2 protein-coding genes are annotated in these 948 nt (G+C 50.1%); both read right to left on the reverse strand.

Annotated elements, in window-relative coordinates:
• A partial coding sequence (locus ACWHAR_RS24130; protein WP_452088065.1) for an MFS transporter occupies window positions 1–569 on the reverse strand: 569 nt, incomplete at its 3' end.
• Window positions 569–948: isochorismatase family protein (locus ACWHAR_RS24135; RefSeq protein ID WP_452088066.1), on the reverse strand; the 380-nt coding region annotated here is incomplete at its 5' end. The genes ACWHAR_RS24130 and ACWHAR_RS24135, both read right to left, overlap by 1 nt.

The following is a 948-nucleotide window of genomic DNA, read 5'->3' on the forward strand; positions in this document are numbered from 1 at the left end:
CCTTTTTTCTGATCTTTCGGGAACATATACAGGCCCAATAAGAAGCTGAGGATAATAAACGGCAAATTAACGATAAAGATCGCCGGCCAGCCTCCCCATACAATCAAAAACCCGCCGACTGTCGGCCCCAGCGCCGTCATGGCGGACGCAAAAATAGAGAGTACAGCCAAAGCTGAAGCTTGGCGCTCATGAATATGATTCCGAATCAAGCCGACACCTGACGGATAAATCGCACTGCTCCCCACCGATTGAAACAGCCGCATGACCAATAATGTCATAAACGTCGGCGCAAACGGCGCCCCGATGGCAGAAACCGCAACAAGAATAAGCCCGAATAAAAACAAGCGTTTCCGCCCAATCAAATCACCGAGCTTTCCCGTTACAGGCTGCGCTACGGCACTCGCCAAGTAAAACGAGGAAATCAGCCAGGAAACCGTTGTAAACGAGAGGTGAAACTCATGCTGGATGCTATGGAGCGCAAGAGAGATCATAGACGAGTTCAGCGGATTCAGCATTGTTCCCGAAGCCACCGCTGTTAAAAAAACAGCCCGGCTTTTTTTCGACAACATCATTTCACTTGTTCCAGAAACTCTTCCGTCGTTCGCGATTTACCGATTCTCGGGAAAATAAAGCGCAGTGTGGCTTCATGCTCTTCATCGCTAAATGTGGACATGGCATCTGTAATAAAAATCTGCTGATAGCCAAGCTGAAATGCCTCCCGTGCTGTGCTTTCCACCCCGATATTCGTTGCGATGCCGCACAATACAATCGTATCAACGCCGCGGCGTCTCAGCTGCAAGTCTAAATCTGTGCCAAAAAAAGCACCCCATTGCCGTTTTGTCACAGTATAATCGCCATCCTGCACACCGATTTCCGGAACAAAATCGGCCCAGTCCGCCGGCATTTCCCCTGAACCTCCCTGCGCAGACTCATCCGTTTGCGGCTTCA

The sequence above is a fragment of the Bacillus sp. LR--39 genome (assembly GCF_053613335.1).